The sequence below is a fragment of the Janibacter sp. CoH_79_TC_3 genome (assembly GCF_058197955.1).
Genome location: NZ_JBXWIV010000002.1, coordinates 92,886 through 112,402, shown reverse-complemented (window position 1 = coordinate 112,402; position 19,517 = coordinate 92,886). Strand labels below are relative to the sequence as shown.

At 43.0% G+C, this 19,517-nt stretch carries 14 protein-coding genes and 1 tRNA gene; 8 read left to right on the top strand and 7 right to left on the bottom strand.

All coding sequences use genetic code 11. The features are described from left to right. Nucleotides 1–60 precede the first annotated feature (60 nt). Nucleotides 61–136, top strand: a tRNA-Arg gene (locus AC2FA3_RS02620). Nucleotides 137–272: 136 nt separating this feature from the next. Here AC2FA3_RS02620 and AC2FA3_RS02615 read toward each other — a convergent pair. Beyond that, complete coding sequence (locus AC2FA3_RS02615; RefSeq protein WP_490508178.1) at nt 273–1,031, bottom strand: hypothetical protein; 759 nt, start codon at nt 1,029–1,031, stop codon at nt 273–275. Nucleotides 1,032–1,355: 324 nt separating this feature from the next. Here AC2FA3_RS02615 and AC2FA3_RS02610 point away from each other — a divergent pair, with 324 nt between their 5' ends. Then, nucleotides 1,356–2,057, top strand: coding sequence for a DUF1003 domain-containing protein (locus AC2FA3_RS02610; protein WP_490508177.1), 702 nt, complete (start codon nt 1,356–1,358; stop codon nt 2,055–2,057). Nucleotides 2,058–2,187: 130 nt separating this feature from the next. Here AC2FA3_RS02610 and AC2FA3_RS02605 read toward each other — a convergent pair whose 3' ends face one another. Then, complete coding sequence (locus AC2FA3_RS02605; protein ID WP_490508175.1) at nt 2,188–2,964, bottom strand: UTRA domain-containing protein; 777 nt, start codon at nt 2,962–2,964, stop codon at nt 2,188–2,190. A gap of 277 nt (nt 2,965–3,241) precedes the next feature. Here AC2FA3_RS02605 and hutU point away from each other — a divergent pair, with 277 nt between their 5' ends. From hutU to hutI, 5 genes are all read left to right on the top strand, one after another. Further along, entirely contained in the window at nt 3,242–4,966 is a 1,725-nt protein-coding gene (hutU, locus tag AC2FA3_RS02600) for a urocanate hydratase (RefSeq protein WP_490508174.1), read from the top strand. Between the two features lie 69 nt (nt 4,967–5,035). Continuing rightward, entirely contained in the window at nt 5,036–6,427 is a 1,392-nt protein-coding gene (locus AC2FA3_RS02595) for a YjiH family protein (protein ID WP_490508173.1), read from the top strand. 84 nt (nt 6,428–6,511) lie between these two features. Further along, nucleotides 6,512–8,074, top strand: a complete 1,563-nt coding sequence (gene hutH / locus AC2FA3_RS02590; RefSeq protein ID WP_490508172.1) for a histidine ammonia-lyase — start codon at nt 6,512–6,514, stop codon at nt 8,072–8,074. A gap of 55 nt (nt 8,075–8,129) precedes the next feature. After that, on the top strand, nt 8,130–9,221 hold the full coding sequence (gene hutG, locus AC2FA3_RS02585; protein ID WP_490508171.1) for a formimidoylglutamase: 1,092 nt from the start codon (nt 8,130–8,132) through the stop codon (nt 9,219–9,221). Between the two features lie 77 nt (nt 9,222–9,298). Continuing rightward, entirely contained in the window at nt 9,299–10,636 is a 1,338-nt protein-coding gene (gene hutI / locus AC2FA3_RS02580) for an imidazolonepropionase (RefSeq protein WP_490508170.1), read from the top strand. Nucleotides 10,637–10,795: 159 nt separating this feature from the next. Here hutI and AC2FA3_RS02575 read toward each other — a convergent pair whose 3' ends face one another. From AC2FA3_RS02575 to AC2FA3_RS02555, 5 genes are all read right to left on the bottom strand, one after another. Continuing rightward, entirely contained in the window at nt 10,796–13,033 is a 2,238-nt protein-coding gene (locus tag AC2FA3_RS02575) for a PhoX family protein (protein WP_490508169.1), read from the bottom strand. Nucleotides 13,034–13,227: 194 nt separating this feature from the next. Further along, a complete protein-coding gene (locus AC2FA3_RS02570; RefSeq protein ID WP_490508168.1) occupies nt 13,228–14,094 on the bottom strand; it encodes a hypothetical protein in 867 nt (288 codons plus the stop codon). 54 nt (nt 14,095–14,148) lie between these two features. Continuing rightward, entirely contained in the window at nt 14,149–14,691 is a 543-nt protein-coding gene (locus AC2FA3_RS02565; RefSeq protein WP_490508167.1) for a DUF3124 domain-containing protein, read from the bottom strand. Between the two features lie 17 nt (nt 14,692–14,708). Next, complete coding sequence (locus tag AC2FA3_RS02560; protein WP_201542955.1) at nt 14,709–15,410, bottom strand: potassium channel family protein; 702 nt, start codon at nt 15,408–15,410, stop codon at nt 14,709–14,711. Between the two features lie 111 nt (nt 15,411–15,521). Next, nucleotides 15,522–17,282 (bottom strand): TrkH family potassium uptake protein, encoded by a 1,761-nt coding sequence (locus tag AC2FA3_RS02555; protein WP_490508166.1) that lies wholly within the window; start codon nt 17,280–17,282, stop codon nt 15,522–15,524. A gap of 538 nt (nt 17,283–17,820) precedes the next feature. On the opposite strand from AC2FA3_RS02555, the gene AC2FA3_RS02550 reads away from it, so the two are divergent. Further along, nucleotides 17,821–19,374, top strand: a complete 1,554-nt coding sequence (locus tag AC2FA3_RS02550) for a TerC family protein (protein WP_490508165.1) — start codon at nt 17,821–17,823, stop codon at nt 19,372–19,374. Nucleotides 19,375–19,517 lie beyond the last annotated feature (143 nt).

The window sequence follows — 19,517 nt, the reverse complement described above, 5'->3', positions numbered from 1 at the left end:
ATGCCTAATGATTACTCATTGCTTTTATAAATCATTTTTTCTACAATGGCACTCCATTATGCGCTTATAGCTCAACAGGATAGAGCAGTTGCCTCCTAAGCGATCGATCGGGGTTCGAGTCCCTGTAAGCGCACCAATCATTGTATTTAGACATAACCTCGCACTACCTCAATCCTTCGATTACCTCTTGCGTTGCTTCCTCTTATTTTGCGATACCTTGTTATCTGCTTTTTCATATTTAGCTATATATCCTCCTAAGCTTAAAACAAACCCTACGGTTCCTCACACACCATAGTCAAACTCTTACCAAATAATGTTTTATTCAGTTTTTGCTGATTGCTAAATACTTTTTGAGAGTCGGCATGATAAATCTGGTCATTTAAGCAGTTGCTAAAGCCAAAGGTCAGCAAGCTTATTTTGGCATAGTTGGCAGGGTCGCTGGCTCTTTCTTCCTGATAACGCTCTGTCTTTAGAGTGCGATAAGACTGACCTCGATCACTACTGATACGCTCTTGCTCCTGAATTTGCTCCTCCACAAACTGTTGCCATTTGCGTTGTACGGCGGCCTCGCCTTTAAAAAAAGGCGCAAGGTACTGCTTACACATCGGTGGACTCTGCCTCATCGCTTGTACAGGAGCCAGATAAGCCAAAACAGATAATTTATCGTGGAAGTATTCGCCGTCGATAGATTTTAACAACTCACGCTTATAGGGTTGCGCTTCTATTACGACCTTTAAGGATTCCACTTTACGCTTGCGCAGCTTATACTCTTGATCTAAGTTATCTAAATCTGCCGTTGTTACCTTATCTATATCTCTGAGGTTCATAGGGGAAGAAGTGCTATTTAACTGTACACTAGTTAAATTATTTAACATGAAATGGGCGTTTTCGATTTGCTTGGCGGTGTATTTTTTATTATCGAAATTGCCTTGGATATCGCATAGCTCATCTTGCCATTTATAGACCTCTGCTTGTGCGATAGTGGGCACTGCCATTGAAGCCAGTAGAGATGCTATGGTAACTGCTTTCATTACTTAAGTCCTTTTAAGTATTTAGATATTTATTGATGAAACAGTAATACGCTTGCCAGTCTTCATAGAGGTTTTTTTAAACACACATTAAACGCCACCACATTTCTGCAGCATGTACTGCCTTACATAACCCTTACTTGCGTAATAGTAACATCACTTGCAATGGCAACAAGTGACAATTCTGATATCAGGCTAAAAACCATCATCTTTTGAGTTACATTATGTCTTAACACTAGGAACCGCATCGTACTTCGTCTTGACCAATGTTACTATGATAATTGTTGTAGTGGTCGTTAATTTAAATGACTATAAAGGAATATAGCGATGACTAAAAAAAATGGCCTTTATCAATGTATTGTCTGTGGACAAAATTATCCTATAAAAACCCTTACCCCTATAGGAACAGTAAGGAAAACCATTACCGAAGAAATTTTACATGATTTTCCCGAATGCTTGCCTAAAGATTATATTTGCCAAACCGATTTAAGCAAATATCGAACGAAGTATGTCAAATCATCGCTAAGTTCTGAAAAAGGCGAGGTGACAGATCTTGAATCTGAATTGATTAAAAGTATGCAACAGCATGAACTTATCACCAAAAATATTGATACAACCCTAGAGCAAGAATGGACACTTGGTGAACGATTGGCAGATAGAATTGCAACCTTTGGTGGTAGTTGGACATTTCTCATTTGTTTTGCCATTTTTCTAGCCATTTGGATTATCGTTAATACCGTGATAATGGTTGCTCGTCCTGCGGATCCCTACCCGTTTATTCTATTAAATTTAATACTGTCCTGTATCGCTGCTATTCAAGCACCTGTAATTATGATGAGCCAAAATAGGCAAGAAACCAAAGACCGATTGCGCTCAGAAAATGATTATCAAATTAATTTAAAAGCTGAGCTTGAGATTCAACACTTGCATGAAAAACTGGATCACCTTTTAATGCATCAATGGGATAGATTGGCTGAAATACAAGAAATTCAACTCGATTTATTATCTGAAATGAGCAAAAAGCATTAGGACAATCTCTATATTTTCTATAAATAGAGTTATCAAATTAGTCGTCAAGTATGGTCGTCAAATATAAATTTCACGTGATACTAAAGAGATTGCCGGATATCCCCACAAAAAACCGGTTAAATAATAAAAGCTATAACTCTCCCGAAAACTGATAACGCTCACCTGCGTGCCACATTTTGACAAAGGTCAATACTTGACCTGCTGAGTAGGTTTGGCGACAAAGCACCAATGTCGGCGACTGCGGGGCAATCTGTAGTAGCGATGCTATCTCATCGGGCGCAGCTAGTGCTCGAATGGTATAGCTACCACGTTCCAATGGGCTTTTGGCAATGAGGTAATCGCTAGTATTAACCACGCTAAAATCTTGCTCGATAAACTTAGGAACCTTTAAGGCATCCACCCAACGCTCTTCAAATTGTATTGGCTGACCATCAGCAAAATGAATAATCTTAACCTCGTATAAAACAGCAGCTTCGCTATCGTCATTCTCGATACTTTCAATATCAGCAACGTCTTTTAACTCAGAGGATTCAATCACCTTCTCAAGACCAAATTTACGCCGTAGCTCATCATTGAGCTTAGCAGCAGTAATGCCACGCTTACTGACAACTTGTGCTTGATAATCACGATTGGCAGACTTTAAGTCTTGCGCGATATTACGCACTTCTACAAAGGTATGATTAAACTGCTGCTGGGCAACAAACGTCCCCGACCCTTGGCGGCGCTCCAATACTCGCTCTTCACTCAATTCCTTTAAAGCGCGGTTGACCGTCATACGAGAAACACCAAACTCTTCTGCCAACGCCATTTCTGTAGAAATCGCATTACCCGCCTGCCATTTACCCGAATGAATATTGTCCAGTATTGCGTTTTTAATCCGCTGATATGCTGGAATTGCTTTTGTCATGTCACGCTTCACCTTTGTCATGCTTGTCTTCAACTGTCTATTTCAACTATGCAACTATGCAACTATAAAAGTGCTGACATAATATCACGACCATTATCATAATCACCATGAGATAGCCTTTTCAACCCATCAACCGCCTAAATAATTCGACGACTTATAAAAAAATGCTTGCATGAAAAAATAATCTTTGATAATTTGTATATACAACTTATTGTTTACACCAAATAATACTACCAACAACATAACATTAGCAAGCTGTACAGATAATCAAAAGGATATGAGCATGACTACTGATAATGGATTGAACAAAACCCCTGCATATACTCGCCGTGATGAGAGTCGCAATATCGCCGCGCCAACTGGCAGCACACTACATTGTAAAAGCTGGCTGACCGAAGCCCCTTATCGCATGCTGCAGAACAACCTGCATCCTGATGTGGCTGAAAACCCAAAAAGCTTGGTCGTCTATGGTGGGATTGGACGCGCAGCCCGTAACTGGGAAAGCTATGATCAAATCCTAGAGTCACTCAAAGAATTAGAAGACGATGAGACATTGTTAGTGCAATCTGGTAAGCCTGTTGGCGTCTTTCAAACTCATGAAAATGCGCCGCGCGTATTGATTGCCAACTCTAACCTTGTACCGCGCTGGGCAACGTGGGAGCATTTCAATGAGCTAGATCGTAAAGACTTATTTATGTACGGTCAGATGACTGCGGGTAGTTGGATCTATATCGGTACCCAAGGCATCGTTCAAGGGACTTATGAAACCTTCGTTGAAGCCGGTCGTCAGCATTATGATGGCAGCTGGGCAGGACGTTGGATTTTGACTGCTGGTCTTGGTGGTATGGGTGGCGCGCAGCCACTAGCGGCTACCTTTGCCGGCGCGACCTCTTTAAACATAGAATGTCAGCAATCTAGTATTGATTTCCGCTTGCGTACCGGCTACGTCGATAAACAAGCTGATGATTTAGACCATGCTTATGAACTCATCAAGCAACATACCGCAGCTGGTGAAGCGGTTTCTATCGCCCTACTTGGCAATGCCGCCGATATCTTGCCTGAGATGGTCAAGCGCGCCAATGCAGGTGAAATCAAACCCGATTTGGTCACTGACCAAACCTCAGCACATGATTTGATTAACGGCTATCTACCAAGTGGCTGGACGGTTGAAGCATGGAAAGCCGCACAAGAAGACCCAGAGCAACACGCTGCCTTAACCAAAGCCGCTGCTCAGTCTTGTGCCGTACACGTACAGGCGATGCTAGATCTACAAGCCATGGGTATCCCAACAACCGATTATGGCAATAACATTCGTCAAGTTGCTTTTGATGAAGGGGTTAAAGATGCCTTTAATTTCCCAGGTTTTGTCCCTGCATATATTCGTCCGCTGTTTTGTCAAGGTAAAGGTCCCTTCCGCTGGGTCGCATTATCAGGGGATCCAGAAGATATTTATAAAACTGATCAAAAAATCAAAGAGCTGTTCCCTGAAAACCAGCACATTCATCGCTGGCTTGATATGGCAAAAGAACGCATTCAGTTCCAAGGTCTACCGGCACGTATCTGCTGGTTAGGTCTTGGTGAGCGTGATAAAGCAGGTCTTGCTTTTAATGAGATGGTCAAAAATGGCGAGCTTAAAGGTCCTATTGTCATCGGTCGTGACCACTTGGATACCGGTTCTGTTGCCAGCCCAAACCGCGAAACAGAAAGTATGAAAGATGGCTCAGATGCGGTGTCAGATTGGGCATTATTGAACGGTATGCTAAATGTCGCAGGCGGTGCCACTTGGGTATCCTTGCATCATGGCGGTGGCGTAGGTATGGGGTACTCGCAGCATTCTGGCATGGTCATCGTCGCTGATGGTACTGATGCGGCAGCCAAACGCTTGGCAAGGGTATTAGTCAATGATTGTGGTTCTGGCGTTATGCGTCATGCAGATGCAGGCTACGAGCTGGCGATTAAAACTGCCAGAGATTATGGCTTAAAGCTACCGATGATTAAATAACTTGCCCTTGTCCTTAAACGATATCAGTCGACATAAGGACATCATCAATACTTTATCAAGGATGATAATATGTCTAACCAAGATCTTATGCCACCAGCTAGTCCAGTACCTGACATACTACTAAGCATTCCAACACCTGATATGACGCCGCCTGAAAAGTTGCTATCAAAGCCTATGGCGCTGATACAGCTTATTGTATTTAGTGCCATTGGTCTGGTGATGTTTTTTGTTCCTTTCACCATTGGTGAAAAAAGCACGATTTTGTTCGATCACGGCGCAACTTATCTCGTCAATCAGCAACATACTTTATCTGTTATTTTACTGTTTATGCTGATGATATTTGGCGTAAGTAAGCCATTTATCGATGGCTCATGGCGCAAAAATATCACCCACAAAATCCTAACCGTTTTTAAAGTGCTGGGACTGATATTAGCAGTGATGTATATCAGTGGTAACGCGCCCGCCTTTATGATGGAAAAGGATATGCTGCCGTTTCTGTTTGAAAAACTGGCGCTACCGGTTGGCATGATTGTCCCGCTTGGAGCATTGATTCTGGCATTTTTAGTCGGTTTTGGCTTGCTTGAGATGGTTGGTGTGCTGATGCAACCGATTATGAAGCCTATCTGGAGAACACCTGGCGCATCAGCCATTGATGCGGTTGCTTCTTTTGTTGGTAGCTATTCAATTGGGCTATTAATTACCAACCGCGTTTATCTACAAAAGCAATATTCTGCGCGTGAAGCTATCATTATCGCTACTGGCTTCTCTACAGTATCGGCAGCGTTTATGGTAATTGTTGCCAAAACACTGGGGCTGATGGAATTTTGGAATCTGTTTTTTTGGTCAACGTTGGTGATTACTTTTATTGTCACCGCTATTACTGCCCGTATTCCACCGATTAGCCGGTTTGATAATGAGCTGGACCGTCCAAATTTAGACTACAAAAGAGGCACGCGTCTAAAAGCGGCGTATGAGCTGGGTTTATCCACCTCACGCCGTGCATCGGATTTTAAACAAATTCTATGGTCTAATTTTCGCGATGGTTTGACGATGGCAGCGGCTATTGTGCCTTCTATCATCGCCGTTGGACTTACTGGTTTATTACTAGCCAAGTACACGCCGGTATTTGACGCTCTAGGGCTGCTGCTCTATCCCTTTACTTGGTTAGGCGGTTTGCCAGAACCGCTCGTCGCTGCTAAGGGAATGTCAGCTGGATTGGCTGAGATGTTCTTACCTGCCTTATTGCTCAGTGAAGCGGATATGTTGACCCGTTATGTCGCCGGTGTCATCTCTATTAGTAGCGTGCTGTTCTTTTCTGCCATGATTCCTTGTGTACTAGCAACCGAGATTCCTATCTCTGTTGGCAAAATGGTCATCGTTTGGTTCCAGCGCGTGGCACTTAGTATCTTATTAGCAGCTGCCTTTGGACATTTAGCGATGTCTCTTGGCTGGATAAGTTAAGAAAACTCAAATAACATCACTATATATAGTGTATAGACAACCAATAATATAATTAATATAGCACCTAAAGTTAGGATTACCCTTATGACTGATATCAAAAAAATAATACTACAGCCACGTCAATTAAGCTTTGCGATGCTGCGCGATATTTACGAGCAACCTGTTGTATTGACGCTACCTGACAGCGCTTATGAAGCGATAGATGCCTCACACGAAGATGTACGCACCATCATTGCGCGTGATAAGAGCGCTTATGGTATCAATACCGGTTTTGGTCTATTGGCAAAAACTCGTATCAGCGATGATCAATTAGAATTACTACAGCGTAACCTTATCGTCTCTCATTCGGTTGGTACTGGTGAAGCATTACCCGCCAACGTGGTTCGATTGATTATGGTCATGAAAGTTGCCAGTTTGGCTCAAGGCTTCTCTGGCGTACGCCGTGCCGTGGTTGATAGCTTACTGGGCTTAATCAACAACCAAATTACCCCAAATATTCCTGCCAAAGGCTCAGTAGGTGCTTCTGGTGACCTCGCACCTTTATCGCATATGACATTGGCAATGATGGGCGAAGGCGACGTCTATGTCGCTGGTAAAAAAGTACCCGCCGCTGATGCATTAGCGCAGCATGGTCTTGAGCCCATCACCCTAGCAGCAAAAGAAGGTCTGGCACTTATCAATGGCACTCAAGTATCAACCGCGCTAGCATTGCGTGGTTATTTCTTAGCACGTGATTTGCTTGAAACCGCAACTATCGTCGGCTCACTATCTATAGATGCTGCTAAAGGCTCAGATGCGCCATTTGATGCGCGTATCCACGAAGTACGTGGTCATCATGGTCAAATCGAAATTGCTCAAGCGCACCGTCAGCTGATTAAAGGGAGTGCCATTCGCGCCTCACATGATGGCGAGCAAGATGATAGAGTACAAGATCCTTACTGCCTGCGTTGCCAGCCACAAGTGATGGGTGCTTGCCTTGATATCATCAATCAAGCAGGCAAGACGCTATTGATTGAATCGAATGCCGTCACGGATAACCCACTTATCTTTAACAATGAAGACGGTCCAGTAGCTATCTCAGGCGGTAACTTCCATGCTGAGCCAGTGGCTTTTGCTGCTGATATTTTAGCCTTGGCAATTGCTGAGATTGGTTCTATGTCTGAGCGCCGCATCGCTTTGCTAATCGATGCTACTTTATCAGGTGGCTTACCCCCATTCTTAGTTGACAATGCAGGGTTAAATTCAGGCTTTATGATTGCTCATGTCACCGCAGCAGCGCTTGCCTCAGAGAATAAATCTATCGCCCATCCTGGTAGTGTCGATAGCATTCCAACTTCTGCCAACCAAGAAGACCATGTGTCGATGGCAACGTATTGCGCACGACGCTTGTATGAAATGGCACAAAACACTGCCACTATTATCGGTATTGAGTTATTAGCTGCCGGTCAAGGAATCGACTTCCATCGCGGATTAGATACCTCAGAGCCATTGACGACTGCGCATCAGAAATTGCGTGAGCAAGTGACCTTTTATGATAAAGACCGCTACCTAGCGCCTGATATCGAAGCGGCAAAGCAGTTAGTATTAGCTGGCACGCTTGCTGAACATTGGCAGTCATTGCGTAGTAATTGGTATGATTCTAAATAAAGGCTAATTGATAAAAGCTGATCGCATAAAGACGGATTTAAAAAGGAAGCTGGCAATGACATCTTTGACAAATGAAGCAGCGATTACGCTTACTCATACAGAAGCCGTGAGCTATACGGCAGCTGATATGAGTCGATGGACAGGACGTGCAGAGCCGTTTGAATCTGATCGCGCCTGCTACTGGTATCAACTAGCGCAGCCTTATGCGTTTGATGATGCTATACCAAGGGTAGGACAGCATATTGGGCTAGTCGGTTTCGCTTGTGACCAAGGTGTCAGACGTAATCAAGGACGTGTCGGCGCAAGAGCAGCACCGCCATTTATTCGTCAGGCATTTGCTGCGCTACCAGTCATCGCTGAGCTACAACAGCGCTTTGATAATCAACTGGCAACCTTATTAGGTGACGCTGGCGATATTCATTGCCATGATCATGATGATTTTGCTGAGAATACTTTAGAACAAGCACAAGTAAAGTACGCCAATACAGTGAGTCAGATTATCGAGCAAGGCGGCTTACCCATTGGTCTTGGCGGTGGTCATGCCATCGCTTACGGTAGCTTTTTAGGATTATGGCAAGCATTACAGCAAAAAAATGCTACCAAGGATAAAGACTCACAGCCGCGTATTGGCATTATCAACTTTGATGCTCACCTTGATATCCGTCAGTCTAATGTTGCCACCTCGGGTACGCCATTTCGACAAATTGCCGAACACCTTAATGAGCAAGGTCAGCCATTTAACTATTGCTGTATCGGTGTTAGCCGGTTTTCTAACACTGCAGCACTCTTTGATCGTGCTGAGCAATTAGGTGTACATATCATCAGTGATGAAGATTGTACCAATAAGAAATGGAAAAAAATTGCTACTCAAATAACAAGTTTCATCGATAACGTTGATATTGTTTATTTAACCATTGATATGGACTGCTTGCCATCGAGTGTTGTTCCGGGTGTTAGTGCGCCAGCCGCCTATGGTATTGAACTCAGTTTCGTTGAGCGCGCGGTCAAACTTATTTTGTCTTCTAGCAAGGTAAAAGTAGCGGATATTGCTGAGATTAACCCAACCTTTGATATTGATTCGCGTAGCTGCAAAGTTGCGGCAAGACTATTAGCGACTATTGTAGAACAGCATTTACTGAACTTATAGATAAAGGATGATAAATCAAACTTTAAAAATGAATTTGATATATTTACCTGATAATCATCATTAAGCAGGAGCTTATTATGAACAACTCTAGCAAACAGATAATTGACGACGACTCTATCAATAATACAGACGCTATGGATAGCTTGATAGACTTTGACCACATCATTATCAATGCCAATCTCGCAACCTTTTCAGCGCAATATGGGTTTAATATTAATAATGACAACCAAAACGACAGTCAAAACACCAATACACCTTATGGTCAATTAGAAAATGCTGCTATTGGTATTAAGGGCGGAAAAATTGCATGGATTGGGGCGCATACGCAAATAAAACCCCATCTCACGCATTATCAAAACCAACAAATCACAGACGCTGATGGTCATTGGGTAACGCCTGGATTGATCGACTGTCATACTCATATCGTCTATGGCGGCAATCGCAGCAATGAGTTTGAAGCGCGTCTACACGGTGCCAACTATCAAGATATCGCCGCTCAAGGTGGCGGTATTGTCTCAACGGTTCGTTCCACTCGTAGTGCCAGTAGCGATGAGTTATTTGCACAAAGTGAGAAACGCCTGCTTGCTCTTATTAAAGAAGGCGTAACCACTATCGAGATTAAGTCGGGCTATGGCTTAGATTTAGATACTGAACGTAAAATGCTCATAGTCGCGCGCAAGCTTGGTGAAAAACATGACATTCATGTCAGCACCACTTATTTAGCCGCTCATGCCTTGCCACCTGAATATAAAGACCGTGCTAGCGACTATATCGAGCAGGTCTGTGCATGGCTACCGATTTTACATGCGGAAGGTTTGGTCGATGCCGTCGATGGCTTTTGTGAAAACATTGCTTTTAGTACTGAGCAAATCAAACAAGTCTTTGAAGTTGCGCGCTCGTTAGACTTACCGGTAAAACTGCATTCTGAGCAGCTATCAAATATCGGTGCTAGCGCTTTGGTAGCAGAATATAAAGGATTATCAAGCGATCATCTTGAACATTTAGTAGAAGACGATATCAAAAAAATGGCAGCAAGCAACACCGTTGCCGTACTATTACCGGGCGCGTTTTATACGCTGCGCGATACCAAGTTGCCACCGATTGAAGCATTGCGTAAACATCAAGTGCCTATGGCGATTTCAACCGATTGTAATCCTGGCACCTCACCGCTCACGTCGCTATTATTAGCAATGAATATGGGCTGTACACTATTTTATTTAACCCCTGAAGAAGTATTGGCTGGGGCAACCGTTCATGCGGCACAAGCATTAGGTCTTGTCCAAAAAGGCAAAATAGAAGTGGGTTACGATGCTGATTTGGCATTATGGGATATCACCCGCCCTGCTGATCTTGCTTATCAAATGGGATTAAATCCTATCGCAGGTATTATGGTTCAAGGCCAATGGCATACTTAAGCAGGGCAAGAATTTAACTTATAACCCCTCCTCATCAAAACTGTCTTTAAAAAAACAACCAATATACTTGCATTCTTATTCTCTATAAACGCAGAAAAGAACATCAAGCATATTGATTTTTTCGTTAACGATTAGGAAGGTTATTAAGTGCTAGTAGTTTTAAGTGTTATTAATAGCATCATCAAAGGACTCAGCCAATATCACATCGCCATCTTCTCGCGTAATCATCACCGTCGCTGAGCGTGGGGTACTGCCGCCGGCGACGGCGCCCCAGCTATTGCCTGGATGCTGAATATTGATAAACAACGTTTTGAAATCTGGCGTCATCGTAATACCAGTCACCTCACAGCCCTCAGGACCGACGAAAAAGCGTTTGATATTGTCATTACTGGCAGGCATGCCTACTCGGGTTTGTTGCCCTACCGAAGTGGTTTTAAGGGTGCCATCGCTGACTTTTCCCGGTAGTGCCGCTAATAACATACAACTGCTGGTATCCGTATAAGCACCATCATCTGTCTGAATCCACAACACCCCACGTGGATCAAAATACAGTCCGTCTGGCGATGATAAATCGTTGTTGTCATTTAGCTGCGATAAGTTCTCTGCTGACAAATCACTTGGCGAAGCAAACAAATAAATATCCCATTCAAAACTTGTTGCCGCATGATCGCCGCCTGTTTCTGCCCAGCGAATGATATGACCATTATCATTACCAGCCGCCTTGCCGCCGACTTGATAGCTGCGTGGGTTGGACGCTGAAAGCGGTTGATCATCACTTACGCCGCGATACTTGTTATTGGTCAAGGTCACATATACCTCACCAGTTATGGGGCTGACCGACACCCATTCGGGTCGATCCATCTTGGTTGCACCGACTACATCGGCAGCGGCACGGGCGAAAACCAAAACTTCATCTTGTCCATGAAACGGCAATATACTATTAGAGGTATCCAGTCCATTTTTACCATGGATCAGCGCTTTCCATTCACCGCGACCATTTTCATGGAATATCGCGACATATAGTGTGCCCTCATTCATATATTTATCACCCGCTTTTAAGCCACCACCGATATCCGCATTTGACCACGTGGCTTTGGAAACGAACTTATAAATATATTCGCCGCGGGCATCATCGCCCATATAAAAGACCACAGGTTTGCCTTGCTCAACAGGTGCATAGGCACAATTTTCATGGGCAAAACGACCTAGTGCGGTACGTTTTTGAGGTACAGAGTGTTGGTTAAAAGGGTCGATTTCGGTGATATAACCAAAGGTATTAAAGGCATGACGGTAGTCATCGGCAGCACTGGCACCGACGGCTGTTATATCCCAACGTGAAAACTCGTCGGGGATGGCAGCATCTTTGGCGTCAGGTGTATGCCACAGATATTCAAAGCCAGGGAAATTCTCCGTTGCCCCGTAGCGCTCGCGACCGTAGTTATGTGCAGCACTCAATTGAGGGGCATCTTGCCCACGGGCAAATACGCCTAAAAAATTCTCTTCGGTAGTCAGATAGGTGCCCCAAGGTGATAATCCAGCACCGCAGTTATTATTAATACCGCGAGTCTGAAATCCTGTCGGATCAAACTTGGTCTTAACCAAATCAGAGCCAGCAACAGGGCCTGCTAATTGGGCAGTCGTACTGCTGGTGATACGGCGATTGTATTTCGAATTGGGCACCATCTCATAACCCATACCGTCAGCGCGTCGGCTCATCTCAACCACAGCAACTCCATGACAGTTGACCTCGCGGCGCACGTCGCTCGCGAGGCGACGGTTTTGGAAAATTGGCGCGGCACTATTATCTTGGATGACATGGTAACCAAATGGGCTAAGCTCACTACTGTTTACATATTCGTGGTTCATCACCAACAGACCATTTTCTGAGGCCTTGGCATCGTACGTATTGCCCTTTTTGCCAAAGAACCACATACCATCATGGTTGTCACCCATACGCCATTCAAACGACTCAGCGGATTGCTCACGATTGTCCTCCCAATCCTCGATACCAGATATCAGCGGCGTGCCTAGTGGTAATATCATCTCGGCTTTATAGCCTGCTGCTACGCTCATCGTCTCAGCCGTTGAATGCGGCACTGCTGTAAACTTTAAGGTTTCGGGGCGTTTTAAATCGCCTTGGGCGGGAATAGCAGCGCTGTTATCGTCGCTAGGATTAACAGGCAAGCTGCTATCATCATCGTCACTACAACCAACTAAAGGTAATGCACCAAAAAACGCCGCCGCCGTCAATCCTGTGCCGCCTTTTAAAATACTGCGGCGATTCATACGGCGATTCATACGGCGATTGATTATAGTTTGAAAGTCGATATTATCAGTTGGGTTAGAGTCTTCAACAAATTCGTGCGTTAGCGTTTGCTTGTTATTCAATGAGGTCATGTTCAGTCACCTTTTAGGCTGGATTGGCATAAAAAATATCACGGCTTTATCGTTACAACCACCAAAATACGATTTACGCTTGAGTCTACTGAAACTCCATGACAACTTGATGACAAATTTTTAGATAATAATCGATGAAAGATTATCCTATTTCTAATATGAACTTGAAGCTACACACTGTTTATCTTTACGCCTTAAGAGCAACCTTCGACCAGATAGATTGCTTCTGGTATACCGATATCAATAGTTTCTACCTCACCTCTTAATAAGCTTAGCCTGTCTGCCGTCCACTCTGTTGCCTTTATTTTATAGCCATCAAGCTTTTGACCGCCCGTGATATGATATTCAATTTGTATGGGCAACTCATCTTCTTTATTATTCATTTTAATATTTTCAGTTTTTAACGACTCTCCGAGTTGGGACTCTTTTATCACCTTAAAATTAACGTTAGCAATCAAGCTATAGTAGTCGCCATCAAGCGCATATTTATCGACCTCATAAGTCAGCTCGTTATTATGCGCTTTCATGACTTCTGACACTAAATCGCCAACATAGATATCTGTATAAAATGGTATGTTTGGAGCTTGAATAGCAATAAGAGCAACTTTGTTATTTATGATTTGATATAGCACAGAGGCACGTTTACCGTACTCTTTATCCATATAGCTCAGTGCTGGATTATTGACGTAATAGCACTGCTCGTTGTCAGTTTCTTCCTTGATTAATCCTAAATTATTTAGTAATTCAGGAGTAATGCTTTGTCCAAAACTTAGCTTTTGGTAGCCTGATGGATTGACAGTTTTATCATTAGACGGCGCTGCTATTTCGTTAGCCTGTGCTCTATCCGCAGTAGCGGATTTTATGGGTGTAGGATTTATAGGGGTTTTATTATCTTCAGGCTTGCTTTTATGTACATCATCCGTTTGCGCCGTGACGTTACTATCTGAAAGTGAAGACTGCGAGTCACAGCCTGTTATTAGTTGCGCCGTAGCGAGCAAGACAGTGGTAAGTAGTACCGTTTTAATAGTTACTAAAGATAAATCTTGGGTAAAATTTAACATAGCAACTCTCCTAAATTTGGATTATCTATATTAATAAAGCGTACAAGTCTATCACTACAAAACTGGCGTACCCTGCGTACTAAAAGCAAAGCCTTTATTGCTAAAATTACCAATCATCACCGCCTCAATAATGGGCTTGACGGTTTCATCTATGCCTTCAACTTCAATGATAAATTTTGCCCCAGAACCCCCTTTATCCTCTTCTTTTTCGACGATGTAATTTAACGTCGCCATGGCGGGCAGCTCAATAGTCTCTGTTAAATATGATTTTACTAGGTCGCCATCGGTACTGTAATAATCTATCTTATTAATATAGAGCGATTTTTTTAAAGTGGTGTTGCGCACGCTTAATGTCGCTGACAGTAAAACCTTACGATTATCTCTATCGGTATAGATATCTGAATAAATCGGTACATAAAAGGTTTGTTTATAACCAAACTGGCTGTGATCGACTTTTTTAGACCGCTTCTCAAGTTCTTGAATCGGGTCTTGGTGCTTCTCTGAAAACATAACATTTGGGTTTTGTTTCGACTCATCACAGCCGCTGAACAGCATGAGACTGGCAAGACATAGCACGGATATGCAGCACTTATTCATAACGTTATCCCTAGCGATTAGTGTACTTTAACCCCTACACTACGTAAAAAATTATTGATATGTTTGTTAGCGCCATAAACCACCAATACATCATTTTCTTGCAGTACTTGCTCTGGTGTGGCCAATCCCTGAATACTAGGTTTGCTCTGCTGACGGCCAAAGCTGTCTTGGTAATGCTCATAGTGCATGGTACTCAATAGCTTAATATTAAACCTATTTTCTAGCTGTAATGTCGCTATTTGTTTGCCAATTAAAGGAGTAGGAATAGCAATCTCGACAATACTAAAGTTGTCAGTTAATTCAAAAGAGTCAACGAAATAACGCAATGATAGCCGTTTTGCCCAGCGCATGGCCGATTCTTTTTCAGGATGAAAAATATCGTCGACCCCAATCGCTTGTAGTACTTTTTCATGTAAGGGGTTGATACTACGGCTGATTAGACGCTTGGCTTTTAGGGTTTTAAACAGCGCCGTTGCCATAATATTGGCTCCTTCGTTTTCCCCAATCGCTACAACCACTATATCGGTATCCATAATAGGCAAGCCATTGACGGTATATTCGTCGGTGGCATCCATGCAGATAGTATGAGTAATAGCTTCTTTATACGCTTCAACTTTTTGCATGCTGCTATCAATGGCGATGACTTCATGACCTTGGCTCGTCAGCGCCATGCCTAACGAAGACCCAAAACTGCCCAAACCTGCAATGATGTATTTCATAATATTCCTTGTCACTCATGCCACCATAAAATCAGCAATTGCGACGTATTTAGTTAATACCTGTTTAGTTAAAAAAACTAGTTATAAGTTATTTTTTTAATTAACCTTAAGTTAATTGATAGTAATCTCTTCAGTCGGATAACGATAGTTACGCTGGTATCTGTTTTTAAGTAAGGCGACAAATATGGTCAACATCCCCACCCGCCCAACAAACATAATCACTGAGACAACAAGCTTATTAAAAGTCGATAGCTCAGCGGTTAAATTTAAACTCAAACCAACCGTACTATAGGCAGAAAAGCATTCAAAAATCACTTTAATCAAATCAAGCTCGGGCTGATCGTAGCTGATAAGGGTAACACCCATGCCAATGACAAATAACGACAGCCACATAATGGAAAACGCCCGACGAATAGAGATATCAGCAATCTCGCGCTGAAACACTTCAACCTTGGTCTGACCACGGGCTAAGCTCAAGGTATTTAACACCGCAATGGCAAAGGTGCTGGTTTTTATACCGCCGCCGGTAGAGTTTGGTGAAGCACCAATCCACATCAAAAAAATCGTCAGCATAATGGTCGGAAATGCGAGCGCATCCATATCGGCAATATTAAAACCTGCGGTACGCGGTGTGGCTGCTGTAAACAACCCTGTGATTAGCTTCGCGGAAAAACTCTGATGCTCAGCAAGTATGCCGTTGTATTCAAACAGCATTACCCCAATCACACCAATTAACAATAAAGCGCCAGAGGTAATTAACGTAATGCGGCTATTGATACTCAGCAGCCACGGCTGATAGCCATAACGTGGATCATTCTGAAAAATCGCCCTTTGGGCACGGTGACGCAGATAGCGCAATAGATTGACGACAATAATAAAACCCATACCGCCAAATAAGAAAGTGGTGCTAATAATGAGCTGTAAAGGATAGTTAAAGCGCAGTGACTCATCGTATAAGCCGGCACTAAAGGTAGAAAACCCTGCATTACAAAAAGCGGAGATGGCATGAAATATCGCGAAAAACAGCCTTTGTGTAAAGCTCATCCCCGGTAAATCATAGATACTTATATAAATTAAAATAGCAGCAAGCGCCTCAACCCCAAAAGTCACATATAAAATGGACTTAAGGGTAGTGACCATATCGCCCATCCGTCGTGAGATGTTCATTTCACTGATACTAAGCTGCGTCTCATAACTGACGCCGCCCTTAAAAAAGTAACTAAAGTAGGTCACAAAGGTCAAAATGCCCAAACCACCAATTTGAATCAGCCCGATGATAATCAGCTGGCCAAACGTGGTAAAACGGGTCGCCGTATCCACGACTATCAACCCTGTCACACAAACCGCACTGGTGGCCGTAAATAGCGCATCGACAAAGGATATCGGCTCAGTGGTAGCATTAGGCATCATCAGCAGCAAGGCTCCGACCAATACCACAGATAAAAAACTTAAGATAAAAAATTGACCCGGATTCAAAAAAGTCCGATTAAGACTGAAATTATTGTCCGATATCTCACGGATAAAGGTGACAAAAACGGCAATCTTAATCGCAATAAAACCATCTACCGGCATTGATAATCCGGAGCGCGCCAGCTCAAAGAAATGCACCGCCAATAATATAAAAATAGCGACACTGGCTAGCAAATCGAAAACGGCGACTTTGTTAACAGACAATCGCGACTTTGAGCGAATATAGCGCCCTACCGTGGCCACAAACCCCAATAGAATAATCGCCAAATAAAAAATATGAAAAATATGCTGTAGCCACGTCGTGAGCGTAAAACCACTATCGACTAAGGCAATCCCAACGCCAATGGCGCCAATAACAATCGTGAACTTATTCAACAGCCGATACGGTAGGGCTGGATGCATAGCCTAATTCCATGAGAGGAGTAACGATAATACTTATACGCCTTTTTTTTGCCATCCCCTAAAAATTTTTTAAAAGAATCGTAACCAGTTATGATGATTTTAATGTTAAGAAACTTTAAGTATAGAACGAGCTAACGCAGTGCTTTATGCCTGCTATCTAAAACCAGCTGAACTATGCTATCGACTCAGCAGCTATTAGCTTTAAAGCGCTTAATCAAAAATTCTTATGAAACGTCGTTACAGCAGTAAGTAAGCTGTCAACGAATAAAGTCGGTAATACTTATAATCTTTCATTTACAGTGCAATAATCGTTCAAAATTAATATGGTGTCATTCCAGTCTTATCTCTATACAATCGCTTTATCTTCGTTTAGCAAAACTATTGTAAGAAACTTTGAGATATATCAGTGGGGTTATCTATTAACCTTAGAGACGTTAAATATAAGATAGGCACTTAAACCCTAGTAATCATTATTCTAATTCAATAGTAAAGATATTACCTTCCCCCTAAACCTTTTTAACAGAGAGTATTCAATTCAATGATAGAGCTTCTAAGCGATCCTTCGATATGGCTTGGTTTCTTCACACTGGTTAGTCTTGAGATTATTTTAGGCATTGATAATCTCGTTTTCATTGCCATTCTCGCTAATAAGCTCCCCCCGCACCAACGTAGTAAAGCGCGCAATCTTGGTCTTGGGCTCGCGCTCATTATGCGCTTAGGACTATTATTCGTTATGTCATGGCTCATAACTTTGACTGAACCTGTGATCAGCTATGGTCAGTTTGATTTATCGGTCAGAGATTTGATCTTAATTGTCGGCGGATTCTTTTTATTACTCAAAGCAACGCTTGAGCTACATGAACGCTTAGAGGGCAAGCTTGAGACCAATAACAATAGCAAAGTCTATGCAGGCTTTGCCGCGGTCGTTGCGCAAATCGTTATCCTAGATGCCGTATTCTCGTTTGATGCGGTTATCACCGCAGTCGGCATGGTCAAGCATTTAGAAGTGATGATGGCGGCGGTTATTGTGGCGATGGCGATGATGGTTTTGGCAGCCAAAACCTTAACGGAATTTGTCGGTAAGCACCCGACTGTCGTTATCTTATGCTTAAGCTTCTTACTTATGATTGGCTTTAGCTTAATCGTTGAAGGCTTAGGCTTTCACATTCCAAAAGGCTACTTATATGCCGCCATTAGTTTCTCTATTATTATTGAAGCCTTTAATCAATTCATGCAGCGTAACCGTACGAAATATGAAAGCGCCATTCCGCTCCGCGACCGAACCGCAGATAATATCTTAAGACTGATGGGCGGCAAAACCGCTAATCATCAGGAAGAATCTCTCACAGAAGATGATATTTCAGTACAGACTATCCCTTTTGCAGAAGAAGAGCGCTACATGATTAGTGGGGTGCTCGCGCTTGGCGAACGTGATGTTGAAACCATTATGACGCCGCGCTCAGAGATATCTTGGGTCAATATCGAGGGCAGTCTAGACGAGATTCGCGAGCAAGTATTATCCACGCCGCACAGCTTATTGCCTATTTGCCAAGGGCAGTTAAACAAGGTGCTCGGCGTCGTACGGGCCAAAGATATCTTAGCGGCACTCGACAAACAATCTAACGATATTCATCTGGCTCTAGCGCCATTATTCAGCAAGCAGCAGCCTGTTTTTGTCTCTGATACCATTGATAATTTACGTCTTATCAATTTACTCAAAAATGCCAAAGGTAACTTGGCAATCGTAGTCGATGAATATGGTCAAGTGGCAGGACTGGTGACGCCTTTAGATTTATTTGAAGCGATTGCCGGTGAATTCCCTGATGAAGATGAGACGTTAGTGATTTTTAAACAAGAAGACCATTGGATAGCTGAAGGTACTATTAGTTTGGATCAGTTGCGCCTTGAGCTAAATGAGCCAAACCTCTTAGCAGATGCCGAGCAGCTGACCATCGGTGGTTATATCAATTTTAAACTCGATGGCATCGCGCAAGTGAATGAACACGTCAGCAGCGAAGGTTATACCTTTACTGTGTTAGAGACGCTGTCCGCAAGAATTCTGTTGGTAAAAATCACAAAAGCGCTCAGTTAATAACATTGTCCAGAACATTGTCAATAACAGTCATGATTTATATAGCTAGTACTAAGCGTGCTAGCTATAACCTTTATCACAGAGGCTACGAAAAATTCATCGCAGTCGCACTGTATCTGTTTTAAAGTGAAGCCACTATATCA